Annotated in this window: 19 protein-coding genes; 10 read left to right on the forward strand and 9 right to left on the reverse strand. The window is 60.8% G+C overall.

Features of this window, described 5'->3' with window-relative positions:
* Positions 1–139 precede the first annotated feature (139 nt).
* Positions 140–2,191 carry a bifunctional diguanylate cyclase/phosphodiesterase gene (locus KW841_RS15750; protein ID WP_218477784.1) on the reverse strand — a complete coding sequence of 684 codons (2,052 nt, stop codon included), beginning with the start codon at positions 2,189–2,191 and terminating at the stop codon, positions 140–142.
* A gap of 1,433 nt (positions 2,192–3,624) precedes the next feature.
* Here KW841_RS15750 and KW841_RS15755 point away from each other — a divergent pair.
* Positions 3,625–3,888, forward strand: coding sequence for a DUF6124 family protein (locus tag KW841_RS15755; protein ID WP_218477787.1), 264 nt, complete (start codon positions 3,625–3,627; stop codon positions 3,886–3,888).
* A gap of 180 nt (positions 3,889–4,068) precedes the next feature.
* Here the strand turns inward: KW841_RS15755 and KW841_RS15760 are convergent, their stop codons facing one another.
* From KW841_RS15760 to KW841_RS15770, 3 genes are all read right to left on the reverse strand, one after another.
* Entirely contained in the window at positions 4,069–4,665 is a 597-nt protein-coding gene (locus KW841_RS15760) for a superoxide dismutase (protein WP_008022038.1), read from the reverse strand.
* Positions 4,666–4,829: 164 nt separating this feature from the next.
* Positions 4,830–5,432, reverse strand: a complete 603-nt coding sequence (locus KW841_RS15765) for a LysE/ArgO family amino acid transporter (protein WP_007978535.1) — start codon at positions 5,430–5,432, stop codon at positions 4,830–4,832.
* Positions 5,433–5,438: 6 nt separating this feature from the next.
* On the reverse strand, positions 5,439–5,840 hold the full coding sequence (locus KW841_RS15770) for an ACT domain-containing protein (protein WP_218477790.1): 402 nt from the start codon (positions 5,838–5,840) through the stop codon (positions 5,439–5,441).
* Between the two features lie 96 nt (positions 5,841–5,936).
* Here KW841_RS15770 and KW841_RS15775 point away from each other — a divergent pair, with 96 nt between their 5' ends.
* The 4 genes from KW841_RS15775 (at position 5,937) to KW841_RS15790 (ending at position 9,995) form a co-directional block, all read left to right on the forward strand.
* Entirely contained in the window at positions 5,937–6,830 is an 894-nt protein-coding gene (locus KW841_RS15775; protein WP_007978530.1) for a LysR family transcriptional regulator ArgP, read from the forward strand.
* Positions 6,831–6,884: 54 nt separating this feature from the next.
* Complete coding sequence (locus KW841_RS15780; RefSeq protein WP_015096658.1) at positions 6,885–7,877, forward strand: NAD(P)-dependent oxidoreductase; 993 nt, start codon at positions 6,885–6,887, stop codon at positions 7,875–7,877.
* Positions 7,878–7,993: 116 nt separating this feature from the next.
* Positions 7,994–8,866: an ATPase gene (locus tag KW841_RS15785; RefSeq protein ID WP_218477792.1), complete on the forward strand. Its 873-nt coding sequence runs from the start codon at positions 7,994–7,996 to the stop codon at positions 8,864–8,866.
* A 280-nt stretch (positions 8,867–9,146) separates the two neighbouring features.
* Positions 9,147–9,995, forward strand: a complete 849-nt coding sequence (locus KW841_RS15790) for a cache domain-containing protein (RefSeq protein WP_007978522.1) — start codon at positions 9,147–9,149, stop codon at positions 9,993–9,995.
* A gap of 133 nt (positions 9,996–10,128) precedes the next feature.
* Here KW841_RS15790 and KW841_RS15795 read toward each other — a convergent pair whose 3' ends face one another.
* Positions 10,129–11,646, reverse strand: a complete 1,518-nt coding sequence (locus tag KW841_RS15795) for an MDR family MFS transporter (RefSeq protein WP_218477801.1) — start codon at positions 11,644–11,646, stop codon at positions 10,129–10,131.
* Between the two features lie 78 nt (positions 11,647–11,724).
* Positions 11,725–12,909 (reverse strand): 4-hydroxybenzoate 3-monooxygenase, encoded by a 1,185-nt coding sequence (gene pobA / locus KW841_RS15800; protein ID WP_218478246.1) that lies wholly within the window; start codon positions 12,907–12,909, stop codon positions 11,725–11,727.
* 191 nt (positions 12,910–13,100) lie between these two features.
* Here pobA and KW841_RS15805 point away from each other — a divergent pair, with 191 nt between their 5' ends.
* The gene (locus KW841_RS15805; RefSeq protein WP_218477810.1) at positions 13,101–13,997 is read left to right on the forward strand and encodes a helix-turn-helix domain-containing protein; all 897 of its coding nucleotides are present in this window, start codon (positions 13,101–13,103) and stop codon (positions 13,995–13,997) included.
* 8 nt (positions 13,998–14,005) lie between these two features.
* Here the strand turns inward: KW841_RS15805 and KW841_RS15810 are convergent, their stop codons facing one another.
* Positions 14,006–14,182 carry a hypothetical protein gene (locus KW841_RS15810; RefSeq protein ID WP_007978514.1) on the reverse strand — a complete coding sequence of 59 codons (177 nt, stop codon included), beginning with the start codon at positions 14,180–14,182 and terminating at the stop codon, positions 14,006–14,008.
* A 197-nt stretch (positions 14,183–14,379) separates the two neighbouring features.
* Positions 14,380–15,285: a LysR family transcriptional regulator gene (locus KW841_RS15815; protein ID WP_218477819.1), complete on the reverse strand. Its 906-nt coding sequence runs from the start codon at positions 15,283–15,285 to the stop codon at positions 14,380–14,382.
* 222 nt (positions 15,286–15,507) lie between these two features.
* On the opposite strand from KW841_RS15815, the gene KW841_RS15820 reads away from it, so the two are divergent.
* Both KW841_RS15820 and KW841_RS15825 read left to right on the forward strand, forming a co-directional pair.
* Positions 15,508–16,389, forward strand: coding sequence for an MBL fold metallo-hydrolase (locus tag KW841_RS15820; protein WP_218477822.1), 882 nt, complete (start codon positions 15,508–15,510; stop codon positions 16,387–16,389).
* A 213-nt stretch (positions 16,390–16,602) separates the two neighbouring features.
* Positions 16,603–17,217: an NAD(P)-dependent oxidoreductase gene (locus KW841_RS15825; protein ID WP_218477823.1), complete on the forward strand. Its 615-nt coding sequence runs from the start codon at positions 16,603–16,605 to the stop codon at positions 17,215–17,217.
* A 115-nt stretch (positions 17,218–17,332) separates the two neighbouring features.
* On the opposite strand, the gene KW841_RS15830 is transcribed toward KW841_RS15825, so the two are convergent.
* Positions 17,333–18,214 carry a LysR substrate-binding domain-containing protein gene (locus tag KW841_RS15830; RefSeq protein ID WP_218477825.1) on the reverse strand — a complete coding sequence of 294 codons (882 nt, stop codon included), beginning with the start codon at positions 18,212–18,214 and terminating at the stop codon, positions 17,333–17,335.
* 159 nt (positions 18,215–18,373) lie between these two features.
* On the opposite strand from KW841_RS15830, the gene KW841_RS15835 reads away from it, so the two are divergent.
* Positions 18,374–20,011, forward strand: coding sequence for a 5-guanidino-2-oxopentanoate decarboxylase (locus KW841_RS15835; protein ID WP_218477827.1), 1,638 nt, complete (start codon positions 18,374–18,376; stop codon positions 20,009–20,011).
* The gene (locus KW841_RS15840) at positions 20,008–21,456 is read left to right on the forward strand and encodes an aldehyde dehydrogenase family protein (RefSeq protein ID WP_218477829.1); all 1,449 of its coding nucleotides are present in this window, start codon (positions 20,008–20,010) and stop codon (positions 21,454–21,456) included. The genes KW841_RS15835 and KW841_RS15840 overlap by 4 nt, the downstream gene beginning before the upstream one ends.
* The last annotated feature ends 19 nt before the right edge of the window (positions 21,457–21,475 follow it).

The following is a 21,475-nucleotide window of genomic DNA, read 5'->3' on the forward strand; positions in this document are numbered from 1 at the left end:
TGTAGGTGGAAATATTTCTTATTCACGAATCCCTGTAGGAGCGAGCCTGCTCGCGATGGACGTCAACGATAACGCCGGGAACCTGATACCCCGCGGTGTTCTCAAGTTCATCGCGAGCAGGCTCGCTCCTGCAGGGGGGTTACAAAATAGCCGCGTTACTGCGTTGGGCCTGCTTGAGGTAAACGCCCAGTTCCCGCGCCGGCAATGGCTTGCTGTAGTGATATCCCTGACCTTCGTGGCAGCCTTCGGAAATGATGTAGGCCTCTTGTTCGGCGGTCTCCACACCTTCGGCAATCACCTGCATGCCCAGGCTCTTGCCCAGTTGGATGATGGCGCGAACGATGGTCGCATCGTCGTCGTCATCGAGCAGGTCCTGAACGAAGCTCTTGTCGATCTTGATCTTGTCCAGCGGCAGGCTCTTGAGATAGCTCAAGGATGAATAGCCGGTTCCAAAGTCATCGATGGCGATCAGCGCACCGGAGCGGCGCAGGCTGAGCAGATGCTGGGCTGCGGTGCTGATGTCTTCCATCAGGCCGGTCTCGGTGACTTCCAGTTCCAGGCTGCGTGGCGGCAGGCGGTACATTTGCAGCAGGTTGTTGACCACCCGTGGCAGTTCGGCGTGGTGCAATTGAACCGTGGACAGGTTGACCGCCATGCGCAGGTCACTGAAGCCTTGGTCATGCCACTCGCGTAATTGTTTGCAGGCCTGGTCCAGCACCCATTCGCCGATGGCAATGATGGTGCCGTTCTGTTCGGCCAGCGGGATGAACAGGTCCGGTGGCACCATGCCGTGCTCGGGGTGCTGCCAGCGAATCAGGGCTTCGACGCCCACTACGCGGTTGTCTCGGTAACTGATCTGCGGCTGGTAGACGAGGTAGAACTGATTGCGGACCAGCGCATCGCGCAGGTCTTTTTCCAACTCGCGGCGGCGGCGCATTTCCGTGTCGACGCTGGCGATATAGAACTGATAGCGGTTGCGCGAGCGGGTCTTGGCCAGCGTCATGGTCTGCTCGGCCTTTTGTAGCAGCTTCTCGGTGCTGTCGCCGTCCTCGGGGAACAGGGTGATGCCGATGGTGGCGCGCAGGCGAATCTCCTGATGGTCGAGGGCAAACGCCGCTTCCAGATCATCGAGAATGCTTTGTGCCAGCTCGGCGGCTTCGTAGGGTTGTTCGATATCGGCCTGGACCAGGGCGAACTGGTCGCCACCGAGGCGGGCGAGGGCACCCAGGCGACCGCTATGGCCGCGCAGGCGATCGGCCAGGGCCAGTAGCAACTGGTCGCCGGTCTGGTAGCTGAACTGCTCGTTGATGCCCTTGAAATCGTCGAGGCCGACACACAACACCGCGACCCGGCGCTGCAACCTGCCGGCGTCGATGAGGATCTTGTCCAGTTGCTGCTGCAATTGCTGCCGGTTCGGCAGTCCCGTCAGGAAATCGTATTGGGACATGCGCAACAGGCTGTTTTCCGCCTCGTGGCGCAGATGGGTGTTGCGTTCGATGGACTCGAGCAACTGGTTGGCGGTGTTGATCCAGATGCCCAGTTCGTTTTTCTCGTGGCCCTTGAGCAGCGGAATCTTGTGTTCGCTGGGACGATCCGGATTGATTTCCGTGAGGTGCTCGATGATTCGCGACAGCGGCTTGGTCAGCAGCCAGTGATAGACCAGATACAGGACCAGCCCCATGGCGAGCGCGCGCAGTACGCCGGAGATGAAGATGATCACCGAGCTGACAATGAACCCTTGGCCGTAGGTGGCGGTATCGAGGGTGATGCTCAGGTCGCCGTAATACTCGCTGTAAGGCCCGCGACCGACCAGTTGGGTGGTGAAGGTGCGTTCTTTGCCAAGAATCAGGTCGGTCAGCCAGCGGCTGTGGGAGTGCTGCAATTCGCGGGTTTTTTGCGCGAGCATGGCTTCGTTGGGATGGCCGATGGAGGCCTTGCGCACGGCGGCGTCCTGAAACAGGCCTTCGATCACCTGCATGCCCATTTCCCGGTCCAGGCTGTAGACGGCCTGGGTCGAGGGGTCGCGAAACATGTCGAGGATGCGTTCGGCATCGCTGGCGACGGCCTGGCGTGTTTTATAGGCATCGAACACAATCTGCGCGCAGCTCAAGACCACACCGACGATCAATGCCGACAGGAGCACGACCCGGAGCAACTTCACCGACAAGCTGTTCTTGAGTTCCAGCTTCAAAGGGATATTCCTTGTTCCGTGCGGGTAGTATCAAGTTGCCATGAGTATTGGCAATCCCGTGATGGCAGTCAAAGGGACAATCATCCTTGGGGGATTTTGCCTGCAGCTTGGCTGATTTGCAGTTGTCTTGACGAGTTAGCCTATTCGCACTGTGTCGGTTGTCGAGTCCTTCAACTTGAGGGGCGGGGTGGAGATATTTTCCTTTTGTTTGATGTTAGCTGTCTGTGGCGGTGGGGCAAGGGGCTCGAGGCTTGTTTCGTTGTTGGGTTTTTAACCGGGTACATATCCGTTTCTGCGGTAACGGCGGCTTATGGTTTCGCCCTTACGGCGAGTCCCTTTGGCAAACGCCCCAAAGGAACCAAAGGTCTCGCCCCTTACGTACGGCCCCTCGCTGAGGCTCGGGGTTCCTTCGCTCCGGCATTCATCCGGGGGCATTGCCCTCCGGTCGGCTTCGCTTCGACCTACATGCAATGAGTTCGACTGCGTCGAACGGCGCTGCGCGCCCATCCCCGGATGAACACCTCCACTCAGCCTGCCGAGGGGGCGGGTGGATCAAGATCAAGAGCTGCAGGCGAGCTAACGCTCGGCCTGATGAGTGGTGAAGAGCCTCTGTGTACGCCGCTCTGCCTTTGCTCTTCTGTGGGAGCGGGCTTGCTCGCGATGGCGGCCTGACAGCCGACCTGAATCTGGCGGATGTACTTTGACCCTGTGGGAGCTGGCTTGCCTGCGATGACGGCTTGCCAGCCGACCTGAATCTGGCGGATGTACTTTGACCCTGTGGGAGCTGGCTTGCCTGCGATGGCGGCCTGACAGCCGACCTGAATCTGGCGGATGTACTTTGACCCTGTGGGAGCTGGCTTGCCTGCGAAGGCGGCCTGACAGCCGACCTGAATCTGGCGGATGTACTTTGACCCTGTGGGAGCTGGCTTGCCTGCGAAGACGGCCTGACAGCCGACCTGAATCTGGCGGATGTACTTTGACCCTGTGGGAGCTGGCTTGCCTGCGATGACGGCCTGTCAGCCGACCAATCTCCCACTCCTCCACGCTGATCAATCCCAGACGCCCGCGTGGGAGTGATGCCAGGGACGCTCCGCGTTACGTTTCTGCGAGATGGCGCGGTGTAGGAAAGCGCCAGAAGTTTCCCACGCTGTTTTCAGGTTGCCCGTCGGAAGTGGACTCAATAGCCTCTGACTGTCGCTGAAAACTCAGCGACCGGGTGTGAGAACCCGGCAAGTCATAGTCATCCAGTGCCAGTATCCGCATAATTGCCGCCAGCTTTTCCGCTGTCTGTAAATGCGTTATGGCGGCTGTGTGCGGGCAGACTTTTGTCTGGCCGGGTGCCTATGACCGGTTTTCTCACCTCGCACATAGCTGCCACCTCTTTGCCGTGTGAGAACGGCTATGGGTGGCACCCACCGCATAGGAATATTTCAGTGGATAAGTTAATCCCCGATCCCCCCAGCAGCACCACCAAACCCTACAGCCCCCACACCATGTTCATGATCGTTCCCGACATGGACACTGAAACCCTTCTTGCCCACGCCTGTGAATCACTGGCTTCAGCCAATGTCCTGGCGAGTGATTTCGCCACCTACCTGAATGGCCCCCAGCGCAACACAGCGTTGGCCATTTCGCAGATTGTCATGTTGGCGGAGCTGGCGGGGAGTCGCGCGTTGGATAACCTCGATCCGCAGTAGTTGGCAGGCTAACTGCGTCATCGTTCTTCGCGAGCAAGCCCGCTCCCACACTGGATCGGGTCGTATACAGATCAAATGTGGGAGCGAGCCTGCTCGCGAAGGGGCCCTGCAGAACGCTGAAAAATCCCGGGCAATAAAAAACCCGGCTAAAAAGCCGGGTTTTTTTGACTGGCGTCGAGCTTAAGCGGTGAAGGTTTTGCCTTCGAACTGCTCAGCCACGAATTTCCAGTTGACCAGGTTCCAGAACGCTTCGACGTACTTCGGACGCAGGTTGCGGTAGTCGATGTAGTAAGCGTGTTCCCAGACGTCGCAGGTCAGCAGCGGGGTGTCGCCGTTGGTCAGCGGGTTGCCGGCGCCGATGGTGCTGGCCAGGGCCAGGGAACCGTCAGCCTTCTTCACCAGCCAGCCCCAGCCGGAACCGAAGGTGCCGATGGAAGTCTTGCTGAACTCTTCCTTGAACTTGTCGAACGAACCGAAAGCTGCATTGATGGCTTCAGCCAGTGCGCCGGTTGGTTGACCGCCAGCGTTTGGCGCCAGGCAGTTCCAGTAGAAAGTGTGGTTCCAGACCTGTGCGGCGTTGTTGAAGATACCGCCCGAGGAAGTCTTGACGATTTCTTCCAGGGTCTTGCCTTCGAACTCGGTGCCTGGCACCAGGTTGTTCAGGTTCACGACGTAGGTGTTGTGGTGCTTGTCGTGGTGGAATTCCAGAGTTTCCTTGGAAATGTGCGGCTGCAGGGCATCGTGTGCGTACGGCAGCGGCGGCAATTCGAAAGCCATGATGATTCTCCTAATCAGGTCAGTTGCGGTGAGCGCAAGGCCGATCACGGGCGGCCAGACAAGCGCCGGGGAGTTTGTACTCTTTGCGGCGCAGGGAGACGGATCATAGCACCGGGGGGGCGGCATAACCACGCAACAACTGTGTGGAATAGAGGTTCCGCGAATCAGATGGCCGCGATCAACTGCAGCGCTACGGCAAACATCATCACCGCCACCAACAGATCGAGAATTCGCCAGGTACCGGGGCGGGCGAGCCAGGGTGCCAGCCATGCCGCCCCCAGCGCCAGGGTGAAGAACCACAGCAGCGAGGCACTGGCCGCGCCGACCACATAAGCGCCGGGCTCGGTTTGTTGTGCGCCCAGGGAGCCGATCAGCAAAACGGTATCCAGGTAGACGTGCGGGTTGAGCAAGGTCACCGCCAGCGCGCTGAGCATCACCGCCCGTAGCGAGCGTACGGTCTGACCCTCGCCCTGCTCAAGGCTCTGTTTCGAAAAAGCCCGGCGCAGTGCCTGGCTGCCATACCACAACAGAAACGCTGCACCGCCCCAGCGGGCGATGGCCAGCAAGGTCGGGTTCTGAGCCAATACCGTCGCCAGGCCGAACACCCCGGCCGCCACCAACAGGGCGTCGCAGGCCACGCAGAGTGCCGCGACCGGCAGGTGATGTTCACGCCGCAGGCTTTGCGCGAGGACAAACGCATTCTGGGTGCCGATCGCCATGATCAGGCCAAAGGCCACCAGCAGGCCGTTCATATAACTTTGCCACATGATTTTTTACTCCGCGTTGGCTGCCAGATCCCGCAGCACCTGCAGGGCACGGTCGGCGTCGGCCTGGCCGACAAACAAATGGTCGTGGTAGTAGCCGGCAATCACGTTGCAGCTGATGCCGGCCTTGCCCAATGCCGTGGCGAATGCGGCGGTCAGGCCAACCGCTTCGAGTGCCGAATGCACGTTCAGGGTGATCCAGGCGGCGACGTAGTCGAAGCTGAACCCGGCTTTTTCGGCTTGGGAGCGTTCGAGTATCACGGTCAGGCCTTCCTGCTCACGGAAGCTGCCGACAATCTCCAGGCCCGCAGGCAACTGGCCGTCGCGCAGGGTGCAGAACACGTATTCGCCGGCATTGAGTTGCGGGCTCATGCTGCGCAGCAGCGTTGCCAATGAAGTTTCGCCAGCCATGGGGGTGATCCTTGTTCAAGAGTTCTTGCTGGTCATTGTCCCTGTGAAGGCTGTATAAGAAAAACCAATCTTGCTGATCGCTCATTAGGAAAACTGATGTTCGACTATAAATTGCTTTCTGCCCTGGCCGCCGTGGTCGAACAGGCCGGTTTTGAACGGGCAGCCCAGGTGCTGGGCCTGTCGCAATCGGCGATATCCCAGCGCATCAAGCTACTTGAAGCGCGGGTTGGCCAGCCGGTGCTGGTGCGGGCTACACCGCCAACGCCAACGGAAATCGGTCGACGGTTGCTCAACCATGTGCAGCAGGTGCGCTTGCTTGAGCGGGATTTGCAAAGCCTGGTGCCGGCACTGGATGAAGAAGGCCTGCCCGAACGCCTGCGGATCGCCCTGAACGCCGACAGCCTGGCCACTTGGTGGGCGCAGGCGGTGGGGGAGTTTTGCGCGCAACAGCATCTGTTGATGGATCTGGTGGTCGAAGACCAGACCGTCGGCCTCAAGCGCATGCGTGCCGGCGAGGTGGCAGCCTGTGTCTGCGCCAGCGAGCGTCCGGTGGCGGGCGCGCGCAGCGTGTTGCTGGGGGCCATGCGTTACCGTGCACTGGCCAGTCCGGCTTTTATTGCCCGGCATTTTCCACAAGGCGTACGCGCCGATCAGTTGGCCCGCACCCCGGCGCTGGTGTTTGGCCCGGACGATTTCCTGCAGCATCGGTATCTTGCGTCCCTCGGTGTCGAGGGTGGTTTCGAGCACCATTTATGCCCGTCTTCGGAAGGCTTCATTCGATTGACCGAAGCCGGTCTGGGCTGGGGCCTGGTTCCGGAACTGCAGGTACGCGAGCAGCTTGAAAGGGGCGTATTGCGGGAGTTATTGCCAGATAAGCCGATCGATGTGCCGCTGTACTGGCATCATTGGCGTAATGGCGGTCAGTTGCTGGGGCTGCTCACCGATCAATTGGTCAGCGCATCGAAGCAATGGCTGGTGCCCTTGGACTGACGCGCAGCGTCAAGACCTCACGTAATACGCAAAACGAAATATTCGGAGCAATTCATGAAAATTCTGGTTACCGGCGCAAGCGGCTTCATCGGCGGACGCTTTGCGCGTTTTGCCCTGGAGCAGGGCCTGGACGTGCGGGTCAACGGTCGCCGGGCCGAAAGTGTGGAGCATCTGGTTCGCCGCGGCGCCGAATTCATCCAGGGGGATTTGAGCGACCCGGAACTGGCGCGCGAACTGTGTTCGGACGTCGAGGCCGTGGTGCATTGCGCCGGTGCCGTCGGTTTGTGGGGGCGTTATCAGGATTTCCATCAGGGCAACGTCCAGGTCACCGAGAACGTGGTTGAAGCCTGCCTGAAGCAACGGGTACGGCGGCTGGTGCATTTGTCCTCGCCGTCGATCTATTTCGATGGTCGAGATCACCTGGGCCTGACCGAAGAGCAGGTGCCCAAGCGCTTCAAACATCCCTACGCCGCCACCAAGTACCTGGCCGAGCAAAAAGTCTTCGGCGCCCAGGAGTTCGGTCTCGAAACCCTGGCCCTGCGCCCGCGTTTCGTGACCGGGGCCGGCGACATGAGCATCTTCCCGCGCCTGTTGAACATGCAGCGCAAGGGGCGCCTGGCAATCATCGGCAACGGTCTGAACAAAGTTGACTTCACCAGCGTGCAAAACCTCAACGAGGCGTTGCTCAGCAGTTTGCTGGCCAGCGGTTCCGCGCTGGGCAAGGCTTACAACATCAGCAACGGCACGCCGATTCCTTTGTGGGACGTGGTCAATTACGTCATGCGCAAAATGGACGTCCCGCAGGTTACCCGCTACCGCTCCTACGGTCTGGGCTACAGCGTGGCGGCGCTCAACGAGGGCGTGTGCAAGATGTGGCCGGGGCGTCCCGAACCGACGCTGTCGCGCCTGGGCATGCAAGTCATGAACAAAAATTTCACCCTGGACATCAGCCGCGCCCGGCATTATCTGGATTACGATCCCAAAGTCAGCCTCTGGACGGCGCTCGATGAATTCTGTGGTTGGTGGAAGGCGCAGGATATTCGCTGAGGCTCGAACACCGTGCCATTTCTGAACCGGATACGGGCTTGGGGGTCAATGGTTGCGGCTGTGGGGTTTATACTGCGCGGCATAAAGCCATTATGTGATTCACTAAGGTTGATTCAATGTCCATGCGAAACGATGCCAACGACGACTTCGACGATGTACCGAGCCTGCGTGCAGACGTTCTCGATGACGATTATCCGCCGACTGTTCGCACGGTCGTGCATTCGCGCACGGCGCCGGTGGTGAAGGTCAAGGCGGCGAGTACCGGTCCCCTGTGGGCGTTGGTCGGGGCGTTGTTCTTTGCGTTCGCGGGCCTGGCCTGGTGGAGCTTTCAGCAGATCTCCCTGATGGAACAGCAACTGGTGGCGACCCAGGAAAGTTTCGCCCGGATCAGCGAGGAAGCGGCGGGGCGCCTGCAGGATATTTCCGGAAAGGTTGTGGCCAGCCAGACCAGTGTCACCAGCGACAGCGAGGCCTTGAAGCTGCAAATCCGCCAGCTGGAAGGCAAGCTCCAGGACCAGAGCACCCAGCAGCAAGGTGTGGCCGGCCAGGCCTCGGAACTGGACAAGCGACTGGCGCAAATGACCGCGCAAACCACCGAAGTGGACAAGCGCCTTGCACAGATGACTGCCCAGGACACCGAACATCAGGCGGTCAATGCGCAGTTGCAGGCCGAGGTCAAAGCCTTGAGTGCTGAAGTGGCCGCCCTGAAAAGTGCCCCGTCCGACGCGGAAAAATTCGATGCGCAGTTGAAAAGCCTGGGTGCCGATATCGTCGCTCTGAAGAAACAAGGCAACCCCAGCGCTGCCATCGAGCGTCTCGAGCAAGACATCGTCGTGCTCAAGAGCGTGCAGGACAACCGTCCGGCCGCCGCACCGGGCGCGACCAATACCGCCGAGTTCGATGCCTTCCGCAGCCAGGTCACCCGCAACATCAATACCCTTCAGGCGCAGATCCAGAACCTGCAACAGCAGTTGCGCGCCCGGCAGTAAAACAAGCACTTGTGGCGAGGGAGTCCTTGCTGTGGCGAGGGGGCTTGTCGGAATGCCGCACCACCCCGTTCGGCTGCGCAGCAGTCGTAAAACCGGTAACCGCGGTGTGTCAGGCCATCACCGGTCGCAGGTTTTAGCGCCGCTTCGCAGCGCAACGGGGGCAAGCCCCCTCACCACACAAGCCCGTCGCACCACAGCACTCAGCGTTTTCCTGAATATCCATGCCTCCCCCCATTGCCGTCTACGCTCTTGAAACACCATCAGGAACGAGGGATGCGCAATGGGGTTTCTGCATAAGGCCGCCTTGCTATGCGGCATGTTTTTACTGTCCCTGGGCCAGGCACAAGCCGCCGGGACGGAAAAGGACGACAGCAAGGCGGCCATCGCCCTGCTGGAAAAAGCCTTGGCCTACTACCACCAGAACGGCGACAAGGCCTTTGCGGCGTTCAGTCGCCAGGGCGAGTTTGTCGACAAGGACCGTTACGTCTTTGTGCTCGACACCAAGGGCGTGATGCTTGCCAGCGGCGGACCGTCGTCGGCGTTGATTGGCCGGGACGTATCGGAAGTGCTTGGGCCGGACTTGCAGAAAACCTTCAAGGACGCCCTGAAAGTACCGGAGGGTAATGGCATTCAGCAGGCGGAGTATCGCTGGCAGAACTGGAACGACGGCAAGGTCGAGCGCAAGCATGTCTACTACCAGCGCATCGGCCAGCGGATACTGGCGGTCGGTTATTACCTGCCCCGGGCCTCCGCTGAACAGGCCATGGCCTTGCTGAATAAAGCGGCAACCGATCTGGCCAAGGACGAAAAGGGCACCCTGACGGCGATCAATTCCCTCAAGGGCGGCTACCTGCAGGATGATCTGTATGTGTTTGTCGTCGACCTGGACACCCGGCGTTATGTGGCCCACGGCACCAACCTGCGGCTGATCAATACCGACTTCAGCAAGATCGAAGACCCGGAAGGCAAGCCGGTGGGCGAGCCGATCCTGGCGTTGATGGCCAAACAGGATTACGGCGAATACGAATACCGCTGGAAAAACCCGGTGACCGGCAAGGTCGAGAACAAGCATGCCTACCTGAAGAAGGTCGGGCATTTTCTGGTGGCAGTGGGGTATTACAGCCCTTGATTTTAGGGTTTCAATGAGGATGCCATCGCGGGCAAGCCCGCTCCCACAGGTTTGAGTGTTGACCACAGATTTTGTGAACGACATCAATACTTGTGGGAGCGGGCTTGCCCGCGATGAAGGCAACACGGTCTACCTATCGAACCTTGTCCTCGCGCCCGCGCAACAACATGTTCGGCATGGCAATCGCCGCCGCCAGCCCCAGCAACGACACCACCGCACTGACCGTCAGCAAGTGCCGGAACGTCAGCAGCAATTCAGCACGCAAGGCGTTCTGCGCCTCACCTGGTGCGGCGTTCAACCCGTCGAGCAGCACATTCCCGGAACTGCCTTCGGCAATCAGCGACGAGCCGGCCAGGTGCGCAAAACTTGAATCCTGCAACAAGGCCAGCAGCAGCGCCGACATCAACGCCACACCCACGGCACCCCCCAGCGAACGGAACAGGTTGGTGGTACTGGTGGCGACGCCGATGTCCCGCTGGTCCACCGAGTTCTGTGTGCCGACCAACGATGTCGGGAACTGCATACCCGAGGCAATCCCGCAGAGCAGCATGAACAAGCTGCTCACGACGAACGCCTGCGGCGGGCTGAACGCCATGCCGATAATCGCGATGGGCATCAGCGCGGCACCGGTGAGGATCATCGGTTTGTAGCGCCCGGTCACCGAGGTGCGGCGGCCGGCGAAATACGCGCCCATCGGCAAGCCCATGGCCAGTGGCAACAGATGCAGGGCGGCGCTGTCGGCCCCGGCGCCGGTGACACTCTGGAAGCGCAACGGCATCAATACGATCAGCGAGATGGCCTGGAAACTGGTGAAGAAAATCGTGCACCAGCACAGGATCGCAGGGCGGTTGGCGAACAGATGCATAGGCAGCAACGGCTCCCGTGCCCGTCGCTCGTGAACGACAAACAGCCCCAGCACCAGCACCGCACAAGCGAGCAGCGCCAGCACTTCGGTACTGCGCCAGGAATGACCCTGACCAACCTGCGTGATGCCCAGCAACAATGCCGTCAGCCCGATGATCATCAACACGGTGCCCAGGTAATCGATGACTGGTTTGCGTTGCGGAACCGGCAGACCCGCCAGCGTGCGATGGGCCACCAGCCAGGCACCCAGGCCCAGCGGCAGGTTGATCAGGAACACCCAGCGCCAGGACAGGTATTCGGTCATGTAACCGCCGAGCACCGGGCCGGCCACGCTGGCCACCGCGTACATGCTGCTGAAATAACCCTGATAACGACCGCGCTCCCGTGGCGGCACGATGTCACCGATGATCGCCTGGCTCACCGAAATCATCCCGCCGGCCCCGATGCCCTGGAAGATTCGCGCCAGAACCAGTTGCTCCATGCTCTGGGCCATGCCGCAGAACACCGACGCCAGAGTGAACAGGCCCATGCCGAACAGCATCAACTTGCGCCGCCCGTACAGGTCGCCCAGTTTGCCGTAGATCGGCACCGCCACGGTCATGGCCACCATGTAGCCGGAAATCACCCAGGCCAGCAGGCTCACTTCCTTGAACTGTGCGGAGATGGCCGGCATCGACACGGCGACGATGGTCTGGTCCAGCGCCCCGAGGAAGATTGCCAGCATCAGCGCGATCAGCACGCTGCGGATGGCGGGTTTGGGCGTTTCAGGCTGATGGAGATTGGTCACGGGAAAACCTGCGGGCAGTGATTGACCCGCACGAGGCAAGGCGAGCGGGGATGCTCGCCAGTGTAAGTCGATAGCAGGCTATTCGATAGCCTCATAAGGAAGCCCGACGTAGTTTTCCGCGATGGTTTTTCGACCCGCCTCGGAGCCGATGAAATACTCCAGTTCCGACTCGGCAATACGCTGGCTAAAGGCATCGTGGTCCTCGAAACGGTGCAGCATCGAGGTCATCCACCAGGAAAACCGCTCGGCCTTCCACACCCGGCGCAGGCAGATTTGCGAGTATTTCTCCAGCAGATCAAGGCGGTTTTCACGGTAAACCTTGAGCAGGATATTGAACAGCGTACTCACATCGCTGGCTGCCAGGTTCAGGCCCTTGGCGCCGGTGGGCGGAACGATGTGCGCGGCATCGCCGACCAGGAACATCCGCCCGTATTGCATCGGTTCGACCACGAAGCTGCGCAGCGGCGCGATGCTTTTTTCGATGGACGGGCCGGTCACCAGTTTGTCTGCCAACGCCTGTGGCAAACGCGTCTTGAGTTCATCCCAGAAGCGTTGATCCGACCAGTGATCGACATGATCGCTGGTGGGCACTTGAAGGTAGTAACGGGTGCGTGTCGGCGAGCGCATGCTGCACAGGGCAAAACCACGCTCATGGCGGGCGTAGACCAGTTCGTCGTGGACCGGTGGGGTATCGGCCAGGATCCCGAGCCAGCCGAAGGGGTAGATCCGTTCGAAGACTTTCAGGCTGTCGGCGGGAATCGATTGCCGCGCCACCCCATGGAAGCCGTCGCAACCGGCGATGTAGTCGCAATCGAGTCGCCAGGTCTCACCATCCTTCTCAAAAGTGACAAAGGCTTCATCGGTTTTCATTCCGTGGGGAACGACGTTGGCTGCCTGGTAAATCGTCTGCGCGCCGGCCTCCCGACGGGCGGCCATCAGGTCGCGGGTGACCTCGGTCTGGCCGTAGATCATCACGGTTTTGCCACCCGTGAGGGCGTGCAGATCGATGTGCACCTGGCGCCCGTCGAGGGCCAGTTCGAAGCCGCCATGCACCAGCCCCTCGGCGTCCATGCGCTGACTCACGCCGGCCTGGCGCAACAGCTCTACCATGCCTTGTTCAAGCACGCCGGCGCGGATTCTGCCCAGTACATAGTCTGGGGTCTGACGTTCGAGAATGAGGGTGTCGATACCGGCGTTGTGCAGCAATTGGCCAAGCAGCAAGCCAGAGGGGCCGGCGCCAATGATGGCGACCTGGGTTTTCAGCGTTTTCATTGTTTTTATGACTCGCAAGCTTCACGCGACCAGGGTCGGTGAATGATTTTTATGGATCGAGTGCTTGCATTTTTCCCTTGCGAGTCTGTCAATTGAAGGTGAAAACTGAGCCGATAGCTGTACATTCTGCCAATCGGTGCGATTATCGCCCGCCATCAAACTCCGAGGCCTGGATTGAAGTGATGAACAAGCCTGACCTGCCTTCGATTCCGGTGTTCAAGCTCTACGGTGAAAGCCTGGATTGGCCGACCCCGGACTTGCTGCACTGTGAAACCATTTCCAAACGCAGCCGCGAACATCATTGGGAAATCAAACCCCACCGCCACGCTGATTTATGCCAACTGCTCTTCGTATTCAAAGGTCAGGCAGAGCTTGAAATCGAAGGCAACCGTACGCAACTGGTGGAACCGGGGATCCAGATCCTGCCACCGCTGTCGGTGCATGGCTTTCGTTTTTCCGAAGACGTGGAAGGCTTTGTCGTGACCCTGGCCGCGCCGTTGATCGCCCACCTGCAGATGCAGTTGGGACACTCGGTCAATGCCCTGGCCCAGGCCGAAAGTTACCCGGCAGGCAAGGACGCTGAGTACCTCAACAGCCTGTTCAGTGCCTTGCAGAGCGAATACAACAGCCATCAACCGGCGCGGGAAATGCTCATGCATTCGCTGGTCAGCGTGATCGTGGTGTGGGTCAGCCGCCAGGTGATCCAGCGTCGCACCGCCATGGCGCGACCGCAGCGGGCCCGGGAATACCTCAACGGCTTCATTCAGCTGGTGGAGGAGACCTATCGCCAGCACGTCAAGGTCGAGGATCTGGCGCACCGGCTGGGGATTTCCGTGTCGCACCTCAACGGCACCTGCCGTGAGTTGGCGGGGCAACCGGCGTTGCAGATCATGCACGAACGGCAATTGCTGGAGGCCAAGCGCTTGCTGACCTACACCAGCATGACCATTTATGAAATGTCCGACGTGTTGGGGTTTTCCGATCCGACCAACTTCACGCGCCTGTTCCGGCGTCGTGTGGGGATTTCGCCCAAGGCCTTCCGCGACCGCTTGAAGGCCGATCAGGACAACGAAGCCTGACCCCCTCGTTACCGGAGGGCGTTGAGGGTAGCGTTGTGGGGGATGCAGCGCTCGAAGTTGCAGCTCGCAGCTTCACGGGGCAGGTTGCGCAGTTGCTCGACGCGCCAGGCGGCAGCGCCATACAGCCCGAGCGTGACCGCGCAGGTGATGAAGATCGCGAGGTACCTTCTTGTTCTGATGTTCATGGCGTTGACCTCTGAACGAATACCTTTCGGTATTACATTGAGCATAGGTCAGCGCCATTGAGTTGCCAGCAATAGCGCGGTATTCAGAACACTGATGTCCCCTGTGGGAGCGGGCTTGCCCGCGATGGCGTCAGGTCAGTCGATGACAGTGTTGAATGATCAACCGCAATCGCGGGCAAGCCCGCTCCCACAGGGTCCTATAGCCCCGCATCCCACTCCGGTTCTTCCGGAAATCTCACCACCAGAAAATCCAGCAAGCTGCGCAACGCCGCCGGCATGTGCTTGCGCGAGGCATACACCGCATACACGTTCATTTGCCGGGGTTCGGCCGCCGGCAGCAGGCGAATCAATTCGCCGCTGTGAATGTGCACGCCGGCCTGGTAGGTGGGCAGCATCGCCACCCCGGCGCCCGCGATCGTTGCGCGCAACAGTGTGCTGGCCTCGTTGGCGCTGATGTTGCCCTGCACCGGTACTGAAACCTGCTCGCTGTCTTGCTCGAAATGCCAGAGGCTTTTGCCGAAGTAGGAGTGGGTCAGGCAGTTGTGCAGGCTCAGGTCCTCGACCCGTTGCGGCGCCGGATGTTCGAGCAGGTAAGCAGGGGAAGCGCAAATCACCGAACGGCAAACCGTCAGGCGGCGGGCGATCAGGTTCGGGTCCAGGTCGTTGCTGGTGCGGATCGCCAGGTCGATGCGCTCGTCCACCAGGTTCACGGTGCGGTCGAGCATCTGCATGTCGACGCTGACGCCGGGGTAGCGCTTGACGTACGCGGCCATGGCATCGGCCAGTTGCGCCTGGCCGAACGAGGTGCTGACGCTGATCCGCAGCAGGCCGCGCGGTGCGTCATCCGGTTCGCTGACGGCGGCTTGCATGTCGCTGGACAAGTCGAGCATCTGCCGGCAGCGGGGCAGGATTTCGTTGCCGGCGGCGGTCAGGCTCAACTTGCGTGTGGTGCGGTGCATCAGGCGCGCACCGACCCAATCTTCCAGTTCCGCCAGATACCTCGATACCACCGGCCGTGACAGCTCCAGGTGATCGGCGGCGGCCGACTGGCTGCCGAGGTCGACCACCGTGACGAACACGCGCATTGCTTGAAGACGATCCATGATTTGCCCGCTTTCAGAAACAAACTATGTTCAAGCATCGCATTTTTTGTACCGAGTCAGGCAATTAAGCTCTGGATTCATGTAGGAGCGAGCCTGCTCGCGATGGACTCGCAGACAACGCGAATATCCGATAAGTACGCGTCATCGTTTACGTCCATCGCGAGCAGGCTCGCTCCTACAAAAGGCATTGCCAAATATGGCATCGGGATCACGGAGCAACAGATGATCGGTTTCACCTCACTTAAGCGAGTTTTGCTGGCCACCACCTTCGGCTTTGCCGCCCACGCCAGCGCCTCGACCCTGACGCTGGATGTCTACAACCCCGGCGAAAAAGCCATCTTCCCGGTGACCTCGGTGCTGGTCAGCGGTGAAAAGGAAGCGATTCTGGTGGATGCCCAATTCGGCAAATCCCAGGCCGAGCAGGTGGTGGAAAAAATCCGCGCCAGCGGCAAGCAACTGACCACCATCTACATCAGTCACGGCGACCCGGACTACTACTTCGGCCTCGACACCCTGACGGCCGCGTTCCCCAAGGCCAAGGTCCTCGCCTCGCAGCCGACCGTCGACCACATCAAGCAAACCGTCGACGGCAAACTGGCCTTCTGGGGCCCGAAAATGGGCGTCGATGTGCCGGCCAAAACCATCGTGCCGGACGTGCTCAAGGGCGACAGCCTGATCCTCGAAGGGCAGAAGTTGCAGGTGCTTGGACTTGAGGGGCCGCAGCCGGATCGCAGCTTTGTGTGGATTCCCTCGATCAAGGCGGTCGTCGGTGGTGTCGTGGTGGCGCAAAACATCCACGTGTGGATGGCCGACACGCAAACGCCACAGTCCCATGCCGATTGGTTGGCTACGCTGCATTCCATTGAAACCCTGAAACCGCAGGTCGTGGTGCCGGGTCATTACCTCGGTGAGAGCGATCGCGCCCTGGCAGCCGTGCAGTTCACCGCCGCTTACATCAAGGCCTTCGACGAAGAAACCGCCAAGGCCAGGGATTCCGCTGAACTGATTGCGGCAATGAAAAAACGCTTCCCGACACTGGGCGATGAAAGCTCCCTGGAACTGAGCGCCAAAGTCGCCAAGGGCGAGATGAAGTGGGGGGAGTGAGTTGATGCTGTGATGCTTTTTTGTGGCGAGGGGGCTTGTCTGTGGCGAGGGGGCTTGCCCCCGTTCGGCTGCGTAGCAGTCGTAAAACCCGTACTTGCGGTGTGACGGATGGAATGCAGGGGGAGCGCTTCGCACTCCAACGGGGGCAAGCCCCCTCGCCACAAAGGCCTGCGCTAATTGATACCGATACTTTCAAGCCAACTGGAGTACGTCATGAGCAACATCGCAATCATCGGTGCCACCGGTCGTGCCGGTAGCCAACTGCTGGAAGAAGCCCTGCGTCGCGGTCACAGCGTTACCGCGATCGCCCGCAACACGGCGAAAATCGGCCAGCGTGCCGGTGTGGTCACACGCGACATCGACGCTCTGGATGCCAGTGCATTGCTAGCGGCCATCGAAGGGCATGACGCAGTCATCAGCGCCGCACATTTCGCAACGCTGCCTGCCAGTGCCGTCATCGGGCCGGTGAAGCAGGCCGGGGTCAAACGCTTGCTGGTAGTGGGTGGCGCCGGGTCGCTCTTGTTGCCCGATGGTACTCGGGTGATCGATAGCGAAGGTTTCCCTGAGGCTTACAAGGCAGAGGCCAGCGCCGGTGCCGAATTCCTCGCAGACTTGCGTGAAGAGCGGGATCTGGACTGGACCTTCCTGTCGCCTTCGGCCGAATTTGTCGAAGGCGAGCGCACCGGGACATTCCGCCTCGGCCAGGATGATTTGCTGGTGAGCAGCGAAGGGCGTAGCTGGATCACGTTCGCCGACTATGCGATTGCGATGCTCGATGAAGTCGAGGTGCCAAAGCATTCGCGGCAGCGGTTTACAGTCGGCTACTGACACCGCAACCCATGTAGGAGCTGCCGAAGGCTGCGATCTCTTGATCTTAAAATCAAAGTCTAAAGATCGCAGCCTGCGGCAGCTCCTACAGATACCGTGGTGCAGATCCCGTGGTTCAGCGAGACTGCGCCTGCTCCACCAACCACCCCATCAATTCACGTAACTTCGGTGAAGGTCCGGGTTTTTCGGGGAACACCAGGTAATACGCCAGCCCTGTGGTGACCTTCAATTCGAATGGCATGACCAGCCGCCCGGCATTCAGGTCATCGCCGATCAGCGACCAGTCGCCAATCGCCACCCCCGTTCCCTGGGACGCCATCGACATCGCCAGGTCCAGTGTTTCGAAGTGCTGGCCCTTGCCGACATTGGTCAAATTCACATCCGCGGCCTTCAACCAGGCCTTCCAGTCCCGTTCATCGCGGGTCGGGTGCAGCAGCAGGTGTTGTTGCAGATCGGCAGGTATCTGCAGGGGCATGGGGCCTTCGAGCATCGGTCTGGAACACACCGGCGTGAGTTGCTCGTCGAAGAGTTTTTGCGACATCAATGAATTGTCTGGCGGTGCGCCGTACATCACCGCCGCATCGAACTGTTCGAGATGAAAATCCACGCCGTGCTTGACCGTGGTGGTCAATTCCACCGGCACGTCCGGGCGTTCCCTTTGCCATTGCAGCAGGCGCGGTAGCAACCAGCGCATGACGCAGGTCGGTGCCTTGAGTTGCAGGGTTTCGCGCTTCTCGCCGATCTGCTCCACGGCCTCGTCGATCAGGCCGAAAATCTGCTGCACCCGTGGCAGCCACTCCCGTCCTTCGGCGGTCAGGTCCAGGCCTCGGGCCTGGCGAATGAACAGCTCATAACCCAGGTGATCTTCCAGCCCGGCGATCTGCCGGCTGACCGCGCCCTGGGTGATGTGCAGTTGTTCGGCAGCCCGGGTGAAATTGCAGCACTGCGCGGTAATCAGAAAAGTGTGCAGCGCCGGCAGGGGAGGCAGTCGTTTCATTGGGATCCAAGGTATGACGTGAGGACATGGCTAGTATGACTTTTTATCCATTGTTGCGGCTACGTGTCGCCCGTTCCAATGAGGCCATTCCCGGGCCTGCCAATCCATCATAAACACAGCGCATGCCCGGCGTCTCAAACGAACAAAAAGGGCAAAGACATGGCGACGTGTGGCGAAGTATTGGTCAAGTTACTCGAAAACTACGGAGTCGAGCAGGTGTTCGGCATTCCGGGGGTTCATACCGTGGAGCTGTATCGCGGGCTGGCCCGTTCGAGCATCAACCACGTGACGCCGCGCCATGAACAGGGCGCCGGCTTCATGGCCGACGGCTACGCCCGCACCAGCGGCAAACCGGGCGTATGCTTTATCATCACAGGCCCTGGCATGACCAACATCACCACCGCCATGGGCCAGGCCTACGCCGATTCGATCCCGATGCTGGTGATCTCCAGCGTGCAATCGCGCAGCCAGTTGGGCGGCGGTCGCGGCAAGTTGCATGAACTGCCGAACCAGGGCGCACTGTGCGCCGGTGTCGCGGCGTTCTCCCACACCCTGATGTCGGCGTCGGAATTGCCGGTTGTGCTGGCTCGCGCCTTTGCGCTGTTCCAGGCGGGCCGTCCGCGTCCGGTGCACATTGAAATTCCATTGGACGTGTTGGTCGAAGACGCTGACGAACTGCTCAGCAGCCTGCCGGTCAACATCGACCGCGCCGGTGCTTCGCCGAGTGCCGTGTCGCGCATGACCGAATTGCTGGCCAACGCCAAGCGTCCGCTGATTCTCGCCGGTGGCGGTGCCATCGACGCGGCGCCCGAGCTGACCGAACTGGCCGAACTGCTGGACGCGCCGGTCGCACTGACCATCAATGCCAAGGGCATGCTCGCCTCCGGCCACCCGTTGCTGATCGGCTCGACCCAGAGCCTGGTCGCCACCCGTGCGCTGGTCGCCGAGGCCGACGTGGTCCTGGCCATCGGCACCGAACTGGCCGAGACCGACTACGACGTGACCTTCGCCGGTGGCTTCGAAATTCCTGGCAAGTTGCTGCGCGTCGATATCGACCCGGACCAGACCGTGCGCAACTACCCGCCGCACGTGGCGCTGGTGGCCGACTCGCGCAACGCCGCCCAGGCCTTGCTCAGCGCCTTGTCGCACAAATCCCTGGCCGAACGCCGCAACGATTGGGGCCAGATGCGGGCCGCTCGCCTGCGTGCAGACCTGTCCGCGACCTGGGACGCACCGACCCTGGCCCAGACCCTTTTCCTCGAAACCGTCCTGCACGAACTGCCGGACGTGGTGTTCGTCGGTGATTCGACCCAACCGGTATACACCGGCAACCTGACGTTCAACCCGGAGCGCCCGCGTCGCTGGTTCAACTCGTCCACCGGTTACGGCACCCTCGGTTACGCCTTGCCGGCGGCGATTGGCGCCTGGCTCGGCGGCAGCGCTGAGAACGGTGCTCGCCCGCCAGTGGTGTGCCTGATCGGCGACGGCGGCCTGCAGTTCACCCTGCCGGAACTGGCCAGCGCCGTTGAAGCGCGCACTCCGGTCATCGTGCTGCTGTGGAATAACCAGGGCTACGAAGAGATCAAGAAATACATGGTCAACCGTGCCATCGAGCCGGTCGGCGTGGACATCTACACCCCGGACTTCATCGGTGTGGCCAAGGCCTTGGGCTGCGCGGCCGAAGCCGTCAGCAGTGTCGAGCAATTGCGCGGCGCATTGCGTGTGGCCCACGATCGCCAGGGCCCGACCCTGATTGAAATCGACCAGGCCGAGTGGATGAAGGCGGTGTCGAAATGACTTTCCCGACTACCCTGGATGGCCTGTACATCAACGGCCAATGGTCGGCCGGCAATGAACACCTGCGCGTGATCAACCCGGCGACCGAAGCCCTGTTGACCACGGTCAATGGCGGCGATGAGCGTGCGGTTGATCAAGCGGTGAGCGCGGCGACCCAGGCGTTCGCCGGCTGGTCGAAAACCACCGGCGTCGAACGCGCTGCCATCCTGCGCAAAATCGCCGCGGGCGTGCAGGCCAGCCGTGAAAAACTGATGCACTTGCAGTCGAGCAACAACGGCAAGCCGCAATTCGAAGCCGCGATCGACGTCGATGACGTAATCGCCACGTTCGAGTACTACGCCGGTCTGGCCGAAGGGCTGGACGCGAAGCAGGACAGCACCATCGAATTGCCGAGCGACGATTTCAGCGCTCGCCTGCGCCGCGAACCTTGCGGTGTAGTCGGCCTGATCGTGCCGTGGAACTTCCCGATGGTCACCACCGCCTGGAAACTCGCCCCGGCCCTGGCCGCCGGTTGCTGCGTGGTGCTCAAGCCTTCGGAAGTCACGCCGCTGCCAGAGCTGGAACTGGCAACGATCATTGCTGAGGCCGGTTTGCCGGCGGGCGTGTTCAACCTGGTGTGTGGCACCGGCCTGGCTGTTGGCGCGCCATTGTCGGCGGATCCGCGTATCGCGAAAGTTTCCTTCACTGGCAGCAACGCCGTTGGCGTGCAGGTCATGCAGCGGGCGGCGGAAACCGTCAAAGGCGTGAGCCTGGAACTGGGCGGCAAATCATCGCTGCTGGTGTTGGCCGATGCCGATCTCGACCTGGCGGTGGAAGTGGCTTGCGGCGGTGGTTTCTTCAACGCCGGGCAGATGTGCTCCGCCACCAGCCGCGTGCTGGTCGCCGATGAACTGGCCGATGAATTCCTCAGCCGCGTGAAGGCCCGTGCCGAAGCGATTCGCGTGGCCGACCCGTTCGACCCGAACGTGGAAATGGGCGCGCTGGTCAATCAGGCGCAATACCAGCGTGTCCTGGGTCACATCGATCGTGGTTTGAGCGCTGGCGCCAAACTGGTTTGCGGTGGCAATCGCCCGGCGGACCTGCCGCGCGGATATTTTTTGCAGCCGACGGTTTTCACCGAAGTGCCCCTCGACTGTGCGTTGTGGTGTGAAGAGATTTTCGGCCCGGTGATCTGCGTGCGCAGTTTCGCCTCTGAAGCCGAGGCGATTGCCTTGGCCAACGACAGCCAGTTCGGCCTGGTCGCCAGTGTGGTCACGCGCAATGTCGAGACCGCCGACCGCGTCGCCAACGCCTTGCAGGCGGGGCTTGTGTGGATCAACGCACCGCAGGTGATCTTCCCGCAGACCGCCTGGGGCGGCTACAAGCAAAGCAGCATAGGCCGTGAATTGGGGCCGTGGGGCTTGCAGGCTTTCCAGGAAATCAAACACGTCATCCGGGCCGTCTGACACCGATCACCTGTAGGAG

The sequence above is a fragment of the Pseudomonas sp. PDM28 genome (assembly GCF_019219115.1).
Classification (GTDB): Bacteria; Pseudomonadota; Gammaproteobacteria; order Pseudomonadales; family Pseudomonadaceae; genus Aquipseudomonas; species Aquipseudomonas laurylsulfatiphila.